This window comes from Ruegeria sp. (assembly GCF_965243365.1).
In the GTDB taxonomy this organism is placed as follows: Bacteria; Pseudomonadota; Alphaproteobacteria; order Rhodobacterales; family Rhodobacteraceae; genus Ruegeria.
Genome location: NZ_CBDEUW010000002.1, coordinates 1204906 through 1223658, shown reverse-complemented (window position 1 = coordinate 1223658; position 18753 = coordinate 1204906). Strand labels below are relative to the sequence as shown.

The 18753-nt window shown below is 58.9% G+C and carries 17 protein-coding genes; 12 read left to right on the top strand and 5 right to left on the bottom strand.

Annotation, left to right across the window (positions count from 1 at the left end):
* Positions 1-57: 57 nt before the first annotated feature.
* Genes ACP0GE_RS09795 through ACP0GE_RS09780 form a run of 4 tightly spaced genes read left to right on the top strand, consistent with a single transcriptional unit; the run spans position 58 to position 4254 of the window.
* The gene (locus ACP0GE_RS09795) at positions 58-975 is read left to right on the top strand and encodes an ExeA family protein (RefSeq protein WP_424831763.1); all 918 of its coding nucleotides are present in this window, start codon (positions 58-60) and stop codon (positions 973-975) included.
* A gap of 1 nt (position 976) precedes the next feature.
* Positions 977-2533, top strand: coding sequence for a GumC family protein (locus ACP0GE_RS09790; RefSeq protein ID WP_424831762.1), 1557 nt, complete (start codon positions 977-979; stop codon positions 2531-2533).
* A gap of 31 nt (positions 2534-2564) precedes the next feature.
* Positions 2565-3389, top strand: coding sequence for a CpsD/CapB family tyrosine-protein kinase (locus ACP0GE_RS09785; protein WP_424831761.1), 825 nt, complete (start codon positions 2565-2567; stop codon positions 3387-3389).
* Positions 3370-4254 carry a glycosyltransferase family 2 protein gene (locus ACP0GE_RS09780; protein WP_424831760.1) on the top strand — a complete coding sequence of 295 codons (885 nt, stop codon included), beginning with the start codon at positions 3370-3372 and terminating at the stop codon, positions 4252-4254. Before ACP0GE_RS09785 ends, ACP0GE_RS09780 begins: the two co-directional genes overlap by 20 nt.
* A gap of 39 nt (positions 4255-4293) precedes the next feature.
* Here ACP0GE_RS09780 and ACP0GE_RS09775 read toward each other — a convergent pair whose 3' ends face one another.
* From ACP0GE_RS09775 to deoC, 3 genes are all read right to left on the bottom strand, one after another.
* Positions 4294-5112, bottom strand: a complete 819-nt coding sequence (locus ACP0GE_RS09775; protein ID WP_424831759.1) for an SDR family oxidoreductase — start codon at positions 5110-5112, stop codon at positions 4294-4296.
* Positions 5113-5136: 24 nt separating this feature from the next.
* Positions 5137-7470: an aldehyde dehydrogenase family protein gene (locus ACP0GE_RS09770; protein WP_424831758.1), complete on the bottom strand. Its 2334-nt coding sequence runs from the start codon at positions 7468-7470 to the stop codon at positions 5137-5139.
* A 74-nt stretch (positions 7471-7544) separates the two neighbouring features.
* Positions 7545-8543, bottom strand: coding sequence for a deoxyribose-phosphate aldolase (deoC, locus tag ACP0GE_RS09765; protein WP_424831757.1), 999 nt, complete (start codon positions 8541-8543; stop codon positions 7545-7547).
* A gap of 197 nt (positions 8544-8740) precedes the next feature.
* On the opposite strand from deoC, the gene ACP0GE_RS09760 reads away from it, so the two are divergent.
* The 6 genes from ACP0GE_RS09760 to ACP0GE_RS09735 all read left to right on the top strand — a co-directional run bounded on the left by ACP0GE_RS09760 (position 8741) and on the right by ACP0GE_RS09735 (position 16068).
* Positions 8741-9694 carry a metal ABC transporter solute-binding protein, Zn/Mn family gene (locus ACP0GE_RS09760; protein WP_424831756.1) on the top strand — a complete coding sequence of 318 codons (954 nt, stop codon included), beginning with the start codon at positions 8741-8743 and terminating at the stop codon, positions 9692-9694.
* A complete protein-coding gene (locus ACP0GE_RS09755) occupies positions 9695-10501 on the top strand; it encodes a metal ABC transporter ATP-binding protein (RefSeq protein ID WP_424831755.1) in 807 nt (268 codons plus the stop codon). It abuts the gene before it with no gap.
* A 3-nt stretch (positions 10502-10504) separates the two neighbouring features.
* Positions 10505-11710, top strand: coding sequence for a metal ABC transporter permease (locus ACP0GE_RS09750; protein ID WP_424831754.1), 1206 nt, complete (start codon positions 10505-10507; stop codon positions 11708-11710).
* Positions 11707-12636, top strand: coding sequence for a metal ABC transporter permease (locus tag ACP0GE_RS09745; protein ID WP_424831753.1), 930 nt, complete (start codon positions 11707-11709; stop codon positions 12634-12636). Before ACP0GE_RS09750 ends, ACP0GE_RS09745 begins: the two co-directional genes overlap by 4 nt.
* Before the next feature lie 279 nt (positions 12637-12915).
* Complete coding sequence (mutL, locus tag ACP0GE_RS09740) at positions 12916-14772, top strand: DNA mismatch repair endonuclease MutL (protein ID WP_424831752.1); 1857 nt, start codon at positions 12916-12918, stop codon at positions 14770-14772.
* 66 nt (positions 14773-14838) lie between these two features.
* Positions 14839-16068 carry a DNA recombination protein RmuC gene (locus ACP0GE_RS09735; protein ID WP_424831751.1) on the top strand — a complete coding sequence of 410 codons (1230 nt, stop codon included), beginning with the start codon at positions 14839-14841 and terminating at the stop codon, positions 16066-16068.
* A gap of 5 nt (positions 16069-16073) precedes the next feature.
* Here ACP0GE_RS09735 and ACP0GE_RS09730 read toward each other — a convergent pair whose 3' ends face one another.
* Positions 16074-16724, bottom strand: coding sequence for a ChrR family anti-sigma-E factor (locus ACP0GE_RS09730; RefSeq protein WP_424831750.1), 651 nt, complete (start codon positions 16722-16724; stop codon positions 16074-16076).
* 10 nt (positions 16725-16734) lie between these two features.
* Complete coding sequence (locus tag ACP0GE_RS09725) at positions 16735-17391, bottom strand: sigma-70 family RNA polymerase sigma factor (protein ID WP_424831749.1); 657 nt, start codon at positions 17389-17391, stop codon at positions 16735-16737.
* Positions 17392-17540: 149 nt separating this feature from the next.
* On the opposite strand from ACP0GE_RS09725, the gene ACP0GE_RS09720 reads away from it, so the two are divergent.
* Both ACP0GE_RS09720 and ACP0GE_RS09715 read left to right on the top strand, forming a co-directional pair.
* Positions 17541-18311, top strand: a complete 771-nt coding sequence (locus ACP0GE_RS09720; RefSeq protein WP_424831748.1) for a DUF1365 domain-containing protein — start codon at positions 17541-17543, stop codon at positions 18309-18311.
* An 87-nt stretch (positions 18312-18398) separates the two neighbouring features.
* Positions 18399-18716 carry a DUF3775 domain-containing protein gene (locus ACP0GE_RS09715; protein ID WP_424831747.1) on the top strand — a complete coding sequence of 106 codons (318 nt, stop codon included), beginning with the start codon at positions 18399-18401 and terminating at the stop codon, positions 18714-18716.
* Positions 18717-18753 lie beyond the last annotated feature (37 nt).

Sequence of the window (18753 nt, the reverse complement as noted above, 5' to 3'; positions counted from 1 at the left end):
CGGGTCGTGTAACGTCTCTTTATTGTGTTAGGGTTTTTAGTGGTTCAGGGCGCAAGTATGAGTAACCTCCGAAGTGCCAGGATAAGTTTTGACAAGGCGGAAGGCGACCGGGGTGCCATGGCCTCAAGCGACGGGTTCTATCTAGACTTCTTCGGGCTTGATCAGCGGCCTTTCACGCTGCTGCCGGATCCCGGATTCCTGTATTGGTCACCGCTTCACAAGCGGGGCTATTCTGTTTTGCAGTTCGGCGTGATGAGCTGTGCCCCGATTACGGTTCTTACAGGTGAGATTGGTGCCGGTAAAACGACACTTGTTCAGCACCTTCTGAGCGAAATGGAGCACTCGGTAACGGTTGGGCTGGTTTCAAACGCCCAGGGCGGTCGAGGAGAACTGTTGCAATGGGTCTTGCATGCTCTGGGGCTGCCCATCGATCAAGACGCGACCTATGTACAGCTGTTCCGCGAGTTGCAGGATTTTCTTGTTTCGGAATACGCCGAGGGGCGACGGGTTATTCTGATTTTCGACGAGGCGCAGAATCTGACGGTCGAAGGGTTGGAAGAAATCCGCATGCTGACCAACATAAATGCCAACACGGATGAGTTGATTCAGCTTGTTCTGGTTGGGCAGCCCGAATTGCGCGATATGGTTCTGGACCCTAAGATGCGCCAGCTGACGCAAAGGGTCGCCGCAAGCTTTCATCTTGAACGCATGGATGAGGCCACAGTCGAGCGCTATATCAGGCACCGCATGATGATCGCCGGTGGCAATGGCGAAGAATTCACGGAAGAAGCCTGCAAGACGATTGCAAGTCAAACACGCGGAGTGCCGCGTCTTGTTAACCAGTTTTGTGATTTTGCTCTGCTTTATGCCTGGACCAATGAGTCGCACAAAGTGGACGAAGACATCGTGAATCAGGTGATCCAGGACGGTGTGTTCTTTGGAGGAAACTCGCTTGAGAAGGAGCTGACAGACTGAAATGGGCCTGGTTCGTTACTATCTTTCAATATTTCTAAGACGGCTTCCGTATTTCCTGGTTGTGGCCACTATTGTCTCGGCGGCTTCGATCATTGTCGCATTGAATATGCCGTCGACATATGTTTCGCAGATGCGGTTGATCGTGGAGTCACCGCAAATTCCAGGTAATCTTGCGGCCAGTACGGTGAACACCACTGCCGGTGAGCAGCTTCAGATCATCGAACAGCGTTTGTTGACGCGTCCCGTCCTTCTGGAGATTGCGCGCAAACATGAGGTGCTCGCCAATCAGGACGAGGCCAAGCCCGATCAGATTGTCGATACAATGCGCAACAATACGTCGACATTTATCAGCGCCGGTCGAGAGCAAGCCAGCCTGATGATGATAACGTTTGAAGCGCGCTCTGGCCAGATCGCCGCTGCCGTTCTGAACGATTATCTGACGGAAGTTCAAAAGCTTGACGTGTCCTACCGCAAGAATCGCGCATCGGATACGCTTAGCTTTTTCCAGCAGGAGGTCGACCGTCTGGGCAAGGAACTGGACGAGCGCAGCTCTCGCATTCTTGAGTTTAACCGACAGAACTCGGAAGCTTTGCCTGACAGTTTGCAATTCCGTCTGGCGCAGCAGGGCTCGATGCAGACGAATATCGAACAGATGGATCAGCAGATATTTGGTCTGAAGGGCCAGCGCGAAAAGCTGCTAGAGACTTATCGGTCTACGGGTCAGATTATTGGCGTTGCGCAGATGAACATGACGCAGTCGCAGATTCAGCTGGAGCAGTTGCGCAACCAGTTGGACACACAACGAGCCATTTATTCCGAGAGCAACCCGACGATTAAAATCTTGCGCGCCCGGATTGCACGCCTGGAAGAAACGGTGGCGGCAGAGCAGGCGGCAAACGTGAACTCGAACGCTGATCAAGCCACGTTATCCACAACTGGCAATACAACACTTGATCTTCAACTGGCTCAAATCGACAGCCAGGTCGAAGCTTTGGAGGATCAGCGGGCGCTGGTTCAGGATCGTCTGGCTAAGCTGACACTGACGATCGACCAGACTCCGGCCAATGCAATTGCGCAGGCCGAACTGCAACGGGATCACGACAATATTCAGGCGCAGTACAATGCGGCTGTACAAAGGCTGGCATCGGCTTCTACCGGTGAACGGATTGAGGTCACGTCGCAAGGGCAGCGCATTTCGGTGATTGAATACCCTTCGGCTCCAAGCTCTCCGACCAAGCCAAATCGCATGGCAATTGCTGGCGGCGGTGTGTTCTTCGGGATTGCTCTGGGCGTTGGATTGATTTTCCTGATGGAGCTTTTGAACCGCTCGGTGCGTCGCCCCGAGGATCTGATCAAAAAGCTCGAGGTTTGGCCGATTGCAGCTATTCCCTACGTGCGGTCCAGGGGTGAAGTGATCCGGGTTCGGTTGGCGTGGTCCGCGGTTGTCTTGGCCATTCTCATTGGCGTTCCAGCAGCTGTCTGGGCCGTTCACACCTATTACTTGCCCTTGGATCTTATTGCCGAGCGGGTGATCGACAAGCTGGAGGTTTATTGGTGATTGTAACTCCTGAATTTTTGGGGATGACGTGATGGAGCGCCTTCAGGAAGCTATTCAAAAGGCCCGAAAGGCGCGCGCAAGCCGTCAGGTGGAACCACTTGTTCTGTCTGATGCGCACGCCCCTGCTGAAGCCGAAATCGACGAGAACTTGTGGCAATCGCTGCCCGAGATGAAGATCGACCCCTCGCTGATCGAGAAAAACCGGTTGATCTCGTTCCGGGGCGGGCCCGAGGCGACACCTTACGACATGTTGCGCACAAAAATGCTGCAGCAGACATTGTCCAACGGTTGGCGGCGCGTGGCCCTGACGTCACCCTACAGCGGGTGCGGCAAAAGCACGGCGGCTGCAAATCTTGCATTCAGCCTGGGACGGCAGGCCGATCTGCGCACCATCGTTATCGATCTGGATATGCGGCGGCGCGGTTTGGTCAATATTCTCAAGCAAACCGGAAGCCACAGTATGGCTGACGTGTTGCAGGGGAAAGTGCCGTTTCGCGAGCATGCCCGGCGGTATGGTGACAACGTGATCTTCGGGTTGAACTACACGCCGACGAGGAATTCTTCGGAAATCTTGCAAAGCCGCCAGACAATCGAAGTGCTTGAACAGATCGAAAATGAGTTCAAGCCGGATATCATATTGTTCGATACGCCACCTCTGATGGTCAGCGATGATAGCCACGGCTTTCTGAAAAACGTTGATTGTTCCTTGCTGCTGGCTGCGGCCGAGGAAACCAGCATTGACCATATCGATGTAGCCGAACGGCAATTGGCAGAGCTGACCCAGGTGATGGGCATTGTGTTGAACAAGTGCCGCTATATCAGTGGATCCTTCGGCAATGAACAAGGCTATTACTGAGAGCGCCCCAACCGACGCGGTCATTATTCCGCATTACAACGACATCCCAAGGTTGGAGCGCTGCCTTAGGGCGCTAATGGCCAATGACATCGCTGGTACAGAGATCGTGGTGATTGACAATGCGTCGCCAGTTTCACTGGACGACTTGCGTTATACGTTTCCAAAGGTCCGCTTTATTGTCGAGACGCAAAAAGGGGCTGCGCACGCGCGTAACAGGGGCGTCGCTGAAACAACGGCGCAGCGCTTGTTCTTTATCGACGCGGATTGCGTGCCGGATTCTGACTGGCTGGCAGTTGGGCGCGAGATTGCGGCCAACGCGGATTTGATAGGCGGGCGTGTTGATGTTTTTGATGAAACGCCCCCACCACGCAGCGGTGCCGAGGCCTTTGAGGCCGTTTTCGCGTTCAATTTCAGACGATATATCGAGGTGCAGGGATTTTCCGGGGCTGGAAATCTTTTAACCCGCCGCGATGTATTTGATGCCATCGGCGGCTTTATCAACGGGGTTTCCGAAGACCGGGAATGGACCATGCGTGCCGTGGATCGGGGTTATAGCTTGATCTACGAAGATCGGTTCCGTGTCAGTCACCCCTCCCGTCAGGATTGGCCTGCGCTCAAGGCGAAATGGCGGCGGACGACGCAAGAGGCCTTCATGCTGCACGGGAACGGTTTGGTTGCGCGTTTGCGCTGGGCGTTGCGCGGGCTGGCGATGCCGGCAAGCGCCGTGGTGCATACCCCCAAGGTTCTGTTCAGTGACAAAGTAACCTCACCGAATGAGGTGCTGCGTGCCGTTTCAACTTTGGTGCGTCTCAGATGTACGCGCATGGTTTGGATGTTGCGTCAGGCGATGGGTAGAACAATCTGAGGCTGATGCCTGGAAACGGCGCTATTGCGTTTCATTTACCTACAGCGTTGAGGGTTTTGCCTGTGCCCGCAGCATCTGCCCCATCATTTGTCCAAACTTGCCCGACCCGCGCTGATATAAGGCCCCATCCACGGCCAGCACCGTGCCGCTGATATAGCTGGCCATGTCCGAGCTGAGGAACATGCAGGCATTGGCCACGTCCTGCGCTTGGCCCCAGCGGCCCAGGGGAACGTCCCCAAGGATTTGTCTGCCCGCATCCGGCGTCGGAGCCAGGCGCTTGGCCCCTTCTGTGCCTTCGATGAAACCCGGAACGACCGAATTCACCCGGATGCCTTCCACACCCCATTCCATCGACAAGGTGCGGGTGATCTGGTCGACACCAGCCTTCGCCGCACAGACATGGGCCTGCCCTTCATAGGGCAGGTAGGATTGCGGGGCCGAGATATTGATGATGCTGGCTCCGGGGCGTTTCAGGTAGGGATACGCGCCTTTCATCACATGGATCGTACCCATCAGATCGATATCGATCACCGCTTTAAACGCATTCGTCGACATCTCAGCCGCCAGCGCAGGAAAGTTCCCCGCCGCGCCGGACACCAGAACGTCGAAGTCGCCGAATGCGTCGTGAAATTGCTTGAGGCCCTCATTCACCGCCTCAGGGTCACGTACGTCGAACGCTGCGCCGATGGCATCTGAAGCGCCTGCCGTTTTCAGGGCTGCAACGGTATCATCCACCTTCTCTTGCGACCGGCTGGCCACAGCCAGTTTTGCGCCCGAGGCCGCAAAGGCCTCGGCAATGCCCCGGTTGATACCGCTGGTGCCGCCAATGACGATGACGGTTTGTCCTGAAAAATCCATGAGGGCCTCCCTTTGCCGGAAGCCCTACTCGCCGTAGGGCACCCAGATGTTTTTCACTTCGGTGGCAGCCTGCAGGAAGCGGCGCGAATGGTCCACGCCCCAATCAAAAGCCGTGGCGTTATTGACCCAAGTGCGCTTGAGGTTCCCGGCGGATACGCCTTCGATCTCCTTCGACAGGTCCGTGGACGAGAACGACCACACCGCATCCACATTCAGATGCGAGGCCAGCGGTTTGGCCAATTCTGCATGGCTGCCGGTCAGGATGTTGACCACTCCGGCGGGCACGTCTGAGGTTTCGAGGATCTGGTAGAAGTCGGTCGCCGCCAGCGGGTAGGGCTCCGAGGCGGCCAGCACCACCCGGTTGCCCATCGCAATCGCCGGGGCCATGGCTGAAACCAGACCCAGCAGCGGTGCTTCGTCCGCGCACAGCGCGCCGATCACGCCGACCGGTTCCTTCATCGCAATGGCAACGCCCCGGATCGGAACGCCATGCACCTGACCGTCATATTTGTCGGCCCAGGCGGCGGCAGTGAACAGGCGCTGGATCGAAGCTTCGACCTCTTTCGCGCCGTCCTTTTTGCCGGTCATGGTGTCGATACGGGTGGCGAATTCACCGGCACGGGCCGAGAGGTTCTCGCCGATATAGTACAGGATTTGCGCCCGCAGGTGCCCGGTGGTCTTGGGCCAGCCTTTCGCGCTCGCCGCGGCCTCAACCGCGTTGCGCACGTCCTTGCGGTTGGCAAGGCCCACGTGACCCAAAAGACCTGACTTACCCCAGACAGGTTTCGAATACCCGCCGTCGGGCCGGGCCTGCTTACCGCCAACATACATCTTTGCAGTCCGGTCGATGGGGTCGACCGGGGCGCCTTCGCCCGTCACCGCCTCGACTTTTGCCAGAGGCTTGGCCTTGCCTTTGGGCTTGGTATAGGCCGCCAGACCCTCCCAACCGCCTTCACGGCCAAAGCCGCTTTCGCGCACGCCACCGAACCCAGCAGCCGCGTCAAACAGGTTGGTGGCATTCACCCAGACCACGCCGGCAACCAGCTTGGGTGCAATATCCAGTGCAAGGTTCACATTCTCGGTCCAGACCGTCGCGGCCAGCCCATAACGGGTGTTGTTTGCCAGCTCGACCGCCTCGGACGGAGTGCGGAAGGTCGAGGACACCAGCACTGGGCCAAAAATCTCCTCTTGCATCAGCGGATCGGATGTTTCGAGGCCCGAGATCAGGGTCGGAGGGTAGTAACAACCGTTTTCCGGCAGCTCACAGGCAGCTTGGTGTACGTGGCCAACGGTGTTGCTTTCCACCATCCCCTTGATGGTCTGCAACTGAACCGGGTCCACAACCGCGCCCACGTCGATGCATTTGTCCAGCGGATCACCGATGCGCAGATTGTCCATCCGGGCACGCAGCTTTTCGTGAAAACGGTCGGCGATGCCCTCCTGCACCAGCAAACGAGACCCGGCACAGCAGACCTGACCCTGATTGAACCAGATCGCGTCGACCAGCCCTTCGATGGCGCTGTCGATATCGGCATCGTCAAAGACGATGTAGGCGGATTTTCCGCCCAGTTCCAGGGTCAGTTCTTTGCCCGAACCAGCGGTTGCCTCGCGTATACGCCGCCCCACAACGGTCGAGCCGGTGAACGCGATCTTGTCCACGTCTGCATTCACGATCATCTCGCCCACCGCGCCGTCTCCGGTCACGATATTGACCACGCCCTTCGGCAACCCGGCCTGCGAACAGATATCGGCAAACAGCAGCGCCGTCAGCGAGGTATACTCGGCCGGTTTCAGAACCACCGTGTTGCCCATCGCCAGCGCCGGAGCGATCTTCCATGCCAGCATCAGCAGCGGGAAGTTCCACGGGATGATCTGTCCGCACACGCCCAAGGCCTGCGCATCGGGCAGCTCGCTTTCCATCAACTGCGCCATGCCCGCGTGATAATAGAAATGCCGCTGCGCCAGAGGGATGTCGATATCGCGAGACTCACGGATCGGCTTGCCGTTGTCCATGCTCTCGAGCACTGCAAACAGGCGCGAATGCTTCTGCAACAGTCGCGCAATCGCATAGAGATACTGTGCGCGACCCGCACCACCCAGCTTCTCCCATTTGGGCTGCGCTTTGCGGGCGGCGGCAACGGCAGCGTCCACATCGACCTGTTTCGCTTGGGTCAGCTTGGCCAAAACCTCTCCGGTCGCCGGGTTGCGGCTGTCAAAGCCTTTGCCCGGCTTGGTGAAGGCACCGTCGATATAGTGACCAAACTTGTCGCCCTGATCGACCAGCCAGGCCAGCGCTTCGGCGGCGCTTTCGGGGGCGGGGCCGTAGTCCATGGTCTCGAAGATTTCTTTAACTGTCATTGTTCTTTCCTTCTCCCGGGGCTTCGCCCGTTCGGCAATGAAATCGCTCCACCGGAGCGATTTCCGGGCGTGCCTCACCCCATAGAATGACGGTAACCGGCGGAGTACGCCCCGGTGACATAATGTTCCAACTGCCGTTCGATATCGCCCAGCAGCGACGAAGCGCCAAAGCGGAATAGGTCCGGTTCCAGCCAGCGGTCGCCCAACTCGTCCTTGATCAGCGACAGGTAAACCAGCGCGTCCTTTGCCTTGGAGATGCCTCCCGCAGGTTTGTAACCCACGCGGTACCCGGTGCGGTCGTAATAGTCGCGGATCGCTCGGATCATCACCAGCGACACGGGCAGGGTGGCGTTGACGCTTTCCTTGCCGGTCGAGGTCTTGATGAAATCCGCCCCCGCCATCATGCAAACCAGCGAGGCGCGGGCGACGTTGCGCAGGCTGCCCAGCTCTCCGGTGGCGAGGATCGCTTTGACATGGGCGTCACCGCAGGCAGCGCGGAACGCTTTCATCTCATCATAAAGCGCCTGCCAATCACCCGACAGCACGTGACGGCGCGAGATCACGATGTCGATCTCTTCGGCGCCGGCCTTCACACTTTCTTCAATCTCTGCCACGCGCAGGTGGAACGGCGACAGGCCCGCAGGGAAGCCGGTTGAGACGGCGGCGACCGGGATGCCGGTGCCTTTCAGAGCCTCGACCGCCGTTTCGATCATATCGTGATAGACGCAGACCGCGCCCGTCGTGATCGGCGGCATGTCCATCGCCTGCAATACCGCAGGCGCAACCGGCTGGCGTGCCTTGGCACACAGGCGGCGCACGCGGCCCACGGTGTCGTCACCGGCCAGAGTGGTCAGGTCGATCATGGTGATCGCCTTCAGCAGCCACGCGGCCTGATAATCCTTTTTCACCGACCGCCGACCGGGCAGGGTCGCTGCACGGCGTTCGATGGCCGAGGTATTGGCCTGCACGGCGCGCACCCAGTCCAGACCCAGCTCCATGCCAGGATTTCTGGGTTCGGTCACTTGCGGCAGATGCGCGGTGCGCACGGGGCTTTCTGAGCTCTGCGTTTCCATCTTTCCATCCTTTGGGAGGTTTGCGCCAAAATCGCACGAGCCGCGCTTAAAGGGAAGGGATCGAAGACCTGAAATGGAATTTTTTTGACCATTTGGACAAAATCAGCATTTTCTTGCGAGTAATTCGCAATAGCATTGACTTAGTTGCGAATGGTTCTCATATTCATTGCAACGAGACACGAATTTCGGGGTCAAATATGATTCGCCGCAGTTTTCTGACTGTTCTAGCATTTGCAGCGGCCTTGCCTTTCACGGCGTGGGCGCAGGAACCTTTGAAGGTTGTTGCCACGACAGGGATGATCGCTGACGCCGCGCGTCAGGTCGGTGGTGATCAGGTTGACGTCAAAGGCCTGATGGGGCCGGGTGTTGACCCGCATGCCTACCGTCAGACGCGCAGCGATATCGTTGCGATGACGCGTGCCGATCTGGTTTTGTGGCATGGACTCTATCTGGAAGCGCAGATGGAGGGTTTCTTTGAGGACCTGAGCCGAAAACGGAATGTGGTCGCCGTGGCCGAAGGCATCGACAAGTCCAAACTGCGTGCCCACGACGACTATGCCGATAAATACGACCCGCATGTTTGGATGAGCCCCACGCTTTGGGCTGATGTTGTGGCCCAGGTGCAGAATGCCCTGACCGAAGCACGCCCCGAGGCGGCGGACACTTTTGCGCAAAATGCAAAGGCGCATCTGGCTGAATTAGAGGCCCTGACAACTTATGCGGATCAGGTTCTGGCGACCGTTCCGGAAAGCAACCGTATGCTGGTGACTGCGCATGACGCGTTTGGGTATTTCGGGGCGTCCTATGGCTATGAGGTGATGGGGATACAGGGTATCTCGACCCAATCCGAGGCCGGTCTGAACCGGATCGGCGAGCTGGTCGATACGCTTGTTGATCGCCAGATATCTGCTGTCTTCGTCGAAAGCTCGGTCTCGGACCGGTCCATGCGTGCCCTGATCGAAGGGGCTGCGGCGAAGGGGCACAACGTGATGATCGGTGGAGAGCTGTATTCCGATGCCATGGGTGAGCCCGGAACCTATGAGGGGACCTATGTCGGGATGCTGGATCACAACATCACTTCGATTGCGCGGGCGTTGGGGGCAGAAGCTCCGGCGCGCGGCATGAACGGCAAGTTGTCTGCGGGGTTTTGAATGACACTGGAACTTGCATCCGTTCAGGGTATCCCGGTCGAGGATCAAGGGATCGACAATAGCCCGCTGGCCATCCGCGGTCTCACGGTGTCTTACGGCGACAAGCCTGCTGTATTCTCGGTGGATATGTCCGTCGAGCCGGGTGCAATGACGGCCATCATCGGGCCGAACGGGGCGGGAAAATCGACGCTGCTGAAGGCAGCGCTGGGGATTTTGAAACCGTTGTCGGGGCATGTCACCGTTTTCGGCAAACCGCTTGAACAACAACGCGCCCGAATTGCCTATGTGCCACAACGATCCAGCGTCGACTGGGATTTTCCGACCCGCGTGATTGATGTGGTGCTGATGGGCCTCTCGCGCGAGCTTGGGCTGCTGGGCCGCGTCCGCGCGCGCCACCTGTCCCGTGCGATGGATTGCCTGCATCGGGTTGGCATGCGTGATTTTGCAGATCGTCAGATTGGCCAGTTGTCCGGAGGCCAGCAGCAACGGGTTTTTCTGGCCCGCGCGCTGGCGCAGGATGCCGATCTGTACCTGTTGGATGAACCTTTCGCCGGAGTGGACGCTGCCACCGAAAAGGCGATCATTGCGGTTCTGAAAGCATTGAAGGACGCCGGAAAAACCGTTGTGGTGGTGCATCATGACCTGGCCACGGTGACCGACTATTTCGACCATGTTTTCCTGATCAATACCCGCAAAGTGGCAGAAGGCCCGGTCGCAGAGACCTTCACTGCCGAGAACCTGCAATCAGCGTATGGCGGGCGACTGGCCACCGCCCAGATCGACCAGATTTCGCGCGCGCTGGGATAACTCATGTTCTGGGACGCATTGACCCTGCAGCTTGGCTATAACGCCACGCTGGTCGCCATCGGTGCGACCCTGCTGGGCGTGTCGGCGGGGGTGACCGGAACGTTCCTGTTTCTGCGCAAAAGGGCGTTGGTCAGTGATGCGATCAGCCACGCGACGCTGCCCGGTGTGTGCCTGGGATTCATGGTGCTGGTCGCTTTGGGCGGGGATGGGCGCAACCTTGTTGGTCTTCTGGCAGGCTCGGCCATATCCGCATGGGTGGGCCTGCTCTGCATGAATTGGCTGACCCGCCATACACGTCTGGCCGAGGACGCCGCCATCGGGGCAGTGCTTTCGGTTTTCTTTGGCCTGGGGATCGTTCTGTTGACCATCATTCAGACCATGGGCGTTGGTCGTCAGGCGGGGCTCGAAGGGTTTCTGTTGGGCTCGACCGCCGGGATGCTATGGGCGGACGCATTGATTATAGCCTTTGGCGGGGCTGCAACTCTGGTTTTGGTGTTGATCATTCGGCGACCGATGACGCTGGTGGCCTTCGACCCGGAGTATGCGGCGGCCCGGGGGTTGCCGGTCCACCGGATTGACCTTGCCATGATGGGGCTGGTCATGGCGGTTACAGTTGTGGGGCTTAAAATCGTTGGCCTCATCCTGATCGTTGCTCTTTTGATTATCCCGCCGGTGACCGCCCGGTTCTGGTCGGATCGCTCGGACCGGGTGGTCCTGCTGGCTGGGTTGGTCGGAGGGTTGGCGGGTTATCTGGGTGCTGCGCTATCGGCCTCGGCCCCGAACCTGCCTACGGGTCCGATCATCGTGCTGGTGAGCTTCGGGTTTTTCGCTGTTTCGTTGTTTCTGGCCCCGTCGCGAGGTGTGCTGGCGGCGATTCTGCGCCATCTGAGGTTTCAGCGCCGTGTGCATATCCGGCAGGGCTTGCTGGCGCTGGCGCAGGGCCAAAAGATCTACGAACCTTTGACCTTGCGCCTGTTGCGCCGTGCGGGGATCGTCCGCGCCGATGGTGTGGCGACCGAGTCCGGAAAGGCCCGTGCCGCCAAGGCATTGCGTGACGAGAAACGCTGGGAAATCGTCCGCGCCGATCAGGCGCATGAGGCAACTGCGGCGCTATACGATGGGCTGCGTGATATCGAGACTGTTTTGACCCAAGACCAGATCGCCGAGATCGACCGCCGCATCGGCGGTCCGCAGGGGGTTTCGGCATGAGTGGTGAAGAGTTCGTTCCTCTGTCCTTGACGCCACTGCTGATTGGAACCTTTGCAGCCATCGCATGTGCGCTGCCCGGAAACTTTCTAGTGCTACGCAAGCAGGCCCTGATCGGTGACGCGATCAGCCATGTGGTGCTGCCGGGCATCGTCGTGGCGTTTCTGCTGACCGGGGCGATCTCGACCTGGCCCATGATGTTGGGTGCGGCAGGTGCCGCCGTGGTTGCCGTTGTCCTGATCGAGGCGATCCGGCGTCTGGGACAGATCGAAGCTGGTGCGGCCATGGGTGTGGTCTTTACCACCATGTTCGCAGCGGGCGTGCTGTTGCTGGAGCAGACAGATACATCCACTGTTCATCTTGACGTGGAACACGCGTTGTATGGAAACTTGGAAAGTCTGATCTGGCTGGACGCAACCGGTTGGGCATCGCTATGGGACCCGCTTGCGCTGGCCGGGCTGCCGCCGGAACTGCCGCGCATCGCCTTTACGCTGGTCGGAGTGATTTTGTTCACTTGGCTGTTCTGGCGCCCGCTCAAGATTTCAACCTTCGATGAAGGTTTTGCCCGCACCATCGGTATTCGCACGGGGGCTTTGGGAATGGCGCTGGTCATTGTTGCGGCAATCGCTGCTGTTGCGGCCTTTGATGCGGTGGGGTCGATAATCGTGATTGCGATGTTTATCTGCCCGCCTGCCGCAGCACGAATGGTGACCAATCGGCTTGAGGCGCAGATCGGCTGGAGCGTTCTGTTTGCCACTGTTTCCGCGGTTTCAGGATACGTGCTGGCCGGCTACGGACCGCTGTGGTTAGGGGGGTCGGATGCTGTGAGCGCAGCGGGGATGATTGCAACGATGTCGGGCCTGATTCTCGCCGTCTGCGCAGTATTTGGCCCCTGCCGCGCCCGGGCCGGAGCCCCGACAGCCATTTGATTTGGCATCTTATCGCCTGCCCCAAGCTCCTGAGATCGGCTGATATTTGCTTAGCCGGAAACAGTGGCGTTCTGAGCATAACACTGATCGAAAATATGTGCTAAACGTGCTACAATTCTTACGGAATAGCGACCACTCACCAAGTTCGCCCGGTACCCGGTAAGCAATCCCAACGATGTAGGGGGAGTGTATTGGGGGCCGGGCGATGCTCGTTTTGCTGTGGAAAACACATCTGTGACCGGTGGTAGAATCGCGCCGCACTGTGCTAGGTCTAGCGGTATGGCGCATGCAAACCCCAATATCAGCCAGGAACGGCCTGTCATTCGGCAATTGGATGACGCTGCGATCAACCGGATTGCGGCAGGTGAAGTTGTCGAACGTCCCGCCTCTGTCGTCAAAGAGCTGGTGGAAAATGCAATCGATGCCGGGGCCACTCGGATCGCCATCGATATCGCTGATGGTGGCAAGACGCTGATCCGCGTCACCGATGATGGCTGTGGTATCGCCGCCGAGGATCTGCCGCTGGCCCTGTCCCGTCACGCAACCTCAAAAATCGATGGTTCGGACCTGCTGAACATCCACACCTTCGGGTTCCGGGGTGAGGCGTTGCCGTCGCTGGGCGCAGTTGGGCGGCTGACCATCACCAGCCGTGTGGAGGGCGGGGATGCGGCCTCGGTCCATGTGGCGGGTGGCAGGATGGAGGCGGTCAAACCCGCGGCCCTGCGCGCCGGCACCGTGGTCGAACTGCGCGATCTGTTCTACGCCACACCCGCCCGGCTGAAATTCATGCGCACGGACCGGGCCGAAGCGCAAGCGATCACCGACACGGTCAAACGTTTGGCCATGGCTGAACCCGCGATCACCTTCACCCTACGCGATGCCTCGGGCGGGGGCGAGGGCCGCGTGACCTTCCGCGCCGACCGCGAGAACGGTGATCTGTTCGACGCTCTGCACGCTCGCTTGGCGCGTGTGATCGGGCGCGAGTTTGCCGAGAATGCGTTGCAGATCGACGCCACGCGGGACGGTATCCGACTGTATGGCTATGCCGCGCTGCCGACCTATTCGCGGGGGGCTGCGGTGGCGCAGTATTTGTTCGTAAATGGCCGCCCGGTGCGGGACAAGATGCTGACCGGGGCCTTGCGCGCCGCCTATTTTGATTTCCTCAGTCGCGACCGTCACCCGGCAGCGGCGCTGTTTATCGATTGCGATCCGACGCTGGTGGATGTGAACGTCCACCCCGCCAAATCCGAGGTACGGTTTCGCGATCCCGGTGTTGCGCGCGGGCTGATCGTATCCAGCCTGCGCCATGCTTTGGCAGAGGCCGGGCATCGGGCATCTTCGACTGTTGCCAACGCGACCTTGGGGGCGATGCGACCGGAACCGGCGCAACCAGCCCCGGCGCGGGTGTATCAGATGGACCGGCCTTCGCCCGCGGCGCGACAAACTGCGTATCAGGCGCAATCCCCGGGTTTTGCCGAATTGGCCAACGATTATAGTGGCAGCATTGTCGAACCGACCCCAATGGCGACCCCAGAGCCGGAGGAGGAACCGCAGGATCTGCCACTGGGCGCGGCGCGCGGGCAAGTGCATGAGAATTACATCATCGCGCAGACCGCCGACGGCATGGTGATCGTCGATCAGCACGCGGCGCATGAGCGGTTGGTTTACGAGAAACTCAAAACCCAAATGGCAGAGAATGGTGTCGCTGCCCAAGCGCTGCTGATCCCTGAAATCGTGGAACTGTCGGAAGGGGACTGCGCGCGCCTCATGGGCGTCGCTGACGACCTGTCGCGGTTTGGCTTGACGCTTGAACCCTTTGGTGGCGACGCCATTGCCGTGCGCGAAACCCCGGCTATTCTGGGCAAGGTCGACGCCCGCGCGATGATTCTGGATATCCTAGACGAACTGGCCGATCAGGGCGAAAGCCAGATGGTGCAGGCCCGGATCGAGGCGATCCTCAGCCGCATCGCCTGTCATGGCTCGGTCCGTTCCGGCCGCCGGATGCGAGCCGAAGAGATGAACGCTCTGCTGCGCGAGATGGAGGCAACGCCCCATTCCGGTCAGTGCAACCACGGGCGGCCGACTTACGTGGAACTGAAGCTGAGTGATATCGAACGTCTGTTCGGGCGCAGTTGATCACCGAGCATTGATCCGGTGGCCCTGCCGGGCTATGAAGAATAAAACAAGAACATCCGAGGCGATATGATCGAGATTGCTGGAACCCAAGTGGCGCTAAACGACCCCGTGATTCTGATCGCGGGTGGTGTTGTGGCGTTGATCCTTCTGCTGCTGTTTCTGTCGGTGCGGGCAGCCAACCGTTCGGCCCGGATGGCGGAACCTCTGGCCCGTCAGATGGCGCATCTGGGGCAGCATGTTCAGCAGCTTGGGCAGGGGCAGGAGCAATTGCGTGGTGGATTGCAGCATGTCTCGGACACGCAGGCTAATGCGCAGGTGCAGGTGATCCAGACGGTCGAAACGCGCCTGTCCTCGGTCCAGCAGCAGATGAATGATCGGCTGGCGGACAACGCGATGAAATCGGCCCGCGCGTTGGCCGAGATGCAGGAGCGGATGAAGGAATCGCTGCATGGCTCGTCGAAGCAGACAGCGACCTCACTGACACAATTGCAGGAACGTCTGGCTGCCATCGACAAGGCGCAGGACAATATCACCAAGCTGTCGGGTGATGTGCTGTCTTTGCAGGACATCCTGTCGAACAAACAGACGCGTGGCGCTTTTGGTGAAATCCAGTTGAACGACATCGTCTCAAAAGCGCTGCCGCGGGACAGTTTTCAACTGCAGGCGACCCTGTCGAACGGGCGTCGCGCGGATTGCCTGATCAACCTGCCAAACCCACCGGGACCGATTGTGATCGATAGCAAGTTCCCGTTGGAGGCGTATGAAGCGCTGATTGGCGCGACCAATGATGCCGAATTGAAAGCCGCCGTGCAGATGTTCCGCAGCACGGTACGCAAACACATCACGGATATTTCCGAGAAATACATTCTGGACGGCGAAACCGCTGACGGCGCGCTGATGTTCCTGCCGTCCGAAGCGGTCTATGCTGAACTGCACGCCAAATTCCCTGAGCTTGTGCAGGAGAGCTTTTCCAAACGCGTCTGGATCGTCTCACCCACCACCTGCATGGCGACCCTGAACACGATGCGCGCGATCCTCAAGGATGCGCGGATGCGGGAACAGGCTGGGGCGATCCGCAAAGAACTGGGCATGCTGCACAAGGATGTTGATCGTCTGGGTGAGCGCGTCACAAACCTCGACCGCCATTTCGGGCAGGCGGCTAAAGATATCTCGGAAATCAAAATCAGCGCCGAAAAAGCCGGTCGCCGCGCACAGCGGCTGGACAATTTCGACTTTGAGGAGCTGGCTCCGGACGATCACACCAACGTAGTGCCCTTGGGCAAAACCGAAGGGTGACCTGATCAGATTCGCAGGAAAGGCTGGAACAGTCGCGGCATTAGCTTGCTAAACTTTAGCGGCGCATCAGTCACGGCCAGACAAATGCAATCTTCCGAGATGTCAGCGGTTGGCGTGTGGTGCAGGTCCTCATCGGCGATTTCAACATCGCCGCGGGCAAAATGGTCGACTTCATCCGAGAACGCACCTTGCAGCACCATTGTCAGCTCCATTCCATTGTGGCTGTGATCTGGCACTGCGGCACCCGCCGGAATGAACAGCAACCGGGCGGTCGCCTCACGCGTGGTCGGCAGGATCGCCTGTTTGACCCCCATGCCGATGGGGCGCCATCGGATTGCGTTCACATCGCCACCGACATAATCCTGCAATGGTGCCGGCAGGACCGAGCAGGCCGGACGCGCAGGTTTCGACGTCGGTGCGCCCTGTGCAATCAACGCCATCGTCGCGGCCAAGGCTTCGGAACCCATAGACGCAGCATCCGCTTGTTCCTCAAGAACATGACCGCCCACGGCGTCAAAGCTCTCGGCGCGCGCGCGGCAATGGTCGCACAGCGACAGATGCGTGGCGACCATAAGGTCGAACGCCTCAGGAAGGGTTCCTGCTGCATAAGCCATCAGCAGGTCATCCGTCAGGTGATGTTTGATATCCTTGCTCATCTTCATCATCTCAGTTCATCGCATGGCGCAAGCGGTCCAGCGCCAGCCTAATTCTCGATTTGATCGTGCCCAGCGGTAACCCGGTCTGCGATGCAATCTCGCGGTGGCTCAGGTCGCCGAAATAGGCTTTCTCGATCAGTTCTCTCTGCGCTTCGGGCAATGCTGTCAAAGCAGTGCGCAGCTGCGCGGTTTCCTGTTGCAGCGCGATAATGTCGTCCTGATCCGGCTCGGCCTCGGGTCCCCAACCCAGATCTTCGGGCTCGGGGCGGCGTTGCTTGCGCAGAACGTCTATGCGCTTGTTCCGAGCGATCGTGAACACCCAGGTAGCAACCGTGGCGCGCGACGGGTCGAACAAATGGGCCTTGTGCCACAAGGTCGCCATCACCTCTTGCGCGCATTCTTCGGCCAGCGTCGCATCAGACCCTGATTTGATCAGGAACGCCTTGATACGCGGCGCGAAGTGTTGGAACAGCTCGGCAAAGGCCGACTGATCCTGCGCATCCCGGATGCGAATGACATGGCTCACCCATTCTGTTTTGGTGCCACAATTGCCGTTCGATCCGTTCACCCGTTTGCCCTTGATGCGTTTCTTTACAACCACGGACGATCCCACGCTTGAGGGTAGCGCGGGATCGTCCAGGGTCGCTGTATCGATCTCGGTAAACATAACCACATTACGGCGCTGCGCCCAAGCCGGATCACTTTCAGTGAATTTTTTGATCCGATTTGCGTCAGAAATCGTAGTGCAGACAGATGCACAACGCCGAAATTTGTGTCATATGAACAGTTTAAAGGCAGATCGGACGCAGCCCACTCATGAGCGGAATAGATCACATCGCTGGCCACACATACCACGGCCGCAAGGGCCATGTTGACAACGCGTTTCGCTATTCCATCGACTATATCCTGTTGGACCCCGAGGCGTCTTCGACCACCCCGACACTGTTTTCCATCAACCGCCCGAACCTGACCAATTGGCGCGACCAGGATCACGGAGGTGTGCCAAAACAAGGCCGCGGTGCTGTCTGGCTGCGCGAGTGGTTCGATGCGCTGGGGGTCCCACAACCTGTCCGACTGGCATTGCTGACACAGCCGCGCGTATTGGGGCATGTTTTCAACCCGGTCAGCTTCTGGTTCTGCTTCGACCGACAGGATCAGCTATACGCAGTTGTGGCTGAGGTAACGAACACCTACGGGACGCGGCACAGCTATTTGTGTCATAAGCCGGACATGTCGTTGATTGAGCCGACCGACCGGATCGTTGCAGACAAGCTGATGCATGTCTCACCGTTTCAGGAAATCGAGGGCACGTACTCGTTTCGCTTTGACTATCGCCCGGATCGCGTTGGGGTCTGGATTGACTACGGTCGCGCGGGTGGTGGGCTGATCGCAACCCTGACCGGACCGCGCTCGCCTTTGACCAACCGAAAAATTCTGTGGTCATTGCTGCGCCGCCCGTTCGGTGCGCGCAGGGCGGTTGTTTTGATTCACTGGCAGGCCGTGAAACTCTGGTGGAAAAAAGCGACCTTCCGACCGTTCCGGACCGCTCCGGTGCCCAAACAGCCGATTTCCCGGGCGCATCGCTAAAACGCGTTTCTTGCGTAAGATCAAAGACGGGCGCGGTTTCGGGTGGTTTTAATTGATCGAAACCGCGAACACGAGGAGTTGGGACAGATGCTGGAAATCTCCGCACGAAAAGTTGCTCAGGTCGCCATGATGGGGCGTGAACTGGGCCGCGCCGAAGGTGAATTGCGCGCCTTTGTCGACCGGATGAGCGAGGATGAGCAAGCCGAGCTGGTGGCCATCATGTGGATCGGTCGGGAAAGCTTTTTTGCTGAAGACCTGGCCGAGGCGATTGCAACCGCCAGGTCCGAGGCCTCGACCCCCTGTGCAGACTACCTGATCGGTACCCCGCATCTGTCCGATCATCTTGAAAACGGCCTGGACGCACTGGGTATTTCGGCCGAGGACGTCGAGAATGACCTGATGTAACTACGGTTCAGGCCCATTGCGTAAATGTCGAACAGCG